The sequence below is a fragment of the Streptomyces sp. FH025 genome (assembly GCF_017427025.1).
Lineage (GTDB): Bacteria > Actinomycetota > Actinomycetes > Streptomycetales > Streptomycetaceae > Kitasatospora.
In genome coordinates, this window is record NZ_JAFLNG010001240.1 from 1 (window position 1) to 1,016 (window position 1,016).

1 protein-coding gene is annotated in these 1,016 nt (G+C 72.1%); it reads left to right on the forward strand.

Annotated elements, in window-relative coordinates; translation table 11 throughout:
- Positions 1–238 precede the first annotated feature (238 nt).
- On the forward strand, positions 239–1,016 hold a 778-nt coding region (locus J0670_RS38670; protein ID WP_207817443.1), incomplete at its 3' end, for a DEAD/DEAH box helicase family protein.

Sequence of the window (1,016 nt, forward strand, 5' to 3'; positions counted from 1 at the left end):
GAGGGCGAAGGCGACTGCCGCGTGCCGGGCGGTGATCCGGGTGATCGGGGCCATGGTTGGTCTCCTTGAGGTTGGGGCCGGGGGTTCGCGGTCCCCGGCTGGCGGTACCAGCCTCGCAGAGAAGTTGACTCAGGTCTATAAAGAAGAGGAAGGTAAATTTCTCGCGGACCCCTCGGCGCGACACCCGACCGCAGGTCCGGCACCGTGGCCTGCCGACCGACACGAACAGGAGGGTCACGTGACCAAGCCGCTGCCCGCGGTGCCCGCGCCCCGCCCCGGCAGGCTTGGCCGCCGCCTCTACGCCGAACTCGCCGCCGCAGCCCCTGCCGTCCGCCGGCGCTTCTACGCCACCCTCGACACCGGCGATTGGGCGCAGGTCCTCGCAGCGGCCGACGCCGAGGCCGGCACCCCCTACGCCCTGTGGGCCGACGACCCGGTCGGATTCGTCGAGGACGTGCTCGGCGAATCCCAGTGGAGCCGCCAGCGGGACATCCTCGAAGCCCTCGTCGACAACCGCCGAGTCGCCGTCCCGAGCTGCTTCGGCTCCGGCAAGACCCACATTGCCGCCCGTGCCGCCGTCTGGTCCGCCGTCGTGCACCCGCCCGGCACCGCCCTCACGGTCACCACCGCCACCCGGGCCCGCCAGGTCCAGCGCCAGATGTGGCCCCACATCCGCCAGATCGTCGCCCGCGCCGGCCTGCCCGGCGAAGTCGGCGTCGCCCAGTGGAAGATGCCCGACCGCCATGGCTCAAGCGTCGTCGTGGCGTACGGCTTCAGCGCTCCGCCGCACGACGAGTCCGCCGTCCAGGGCATCCACGCGCCCCGCCTGATGGTCATCGTGGACGAGGCCGGCGGCATCGGCCGGATCATCGGCGCCGCGATGCGAGGACTGCTCACCGGCGAGCACACCCGCGCCCTGCTGATCGGAAACCCCGCCACGGACGACGAGGGCAGCTGGTTCGAGCAGACCTGCGCCGACCCCACGGTCCGCGTGCTGCCGATCAGCGTCTACGACA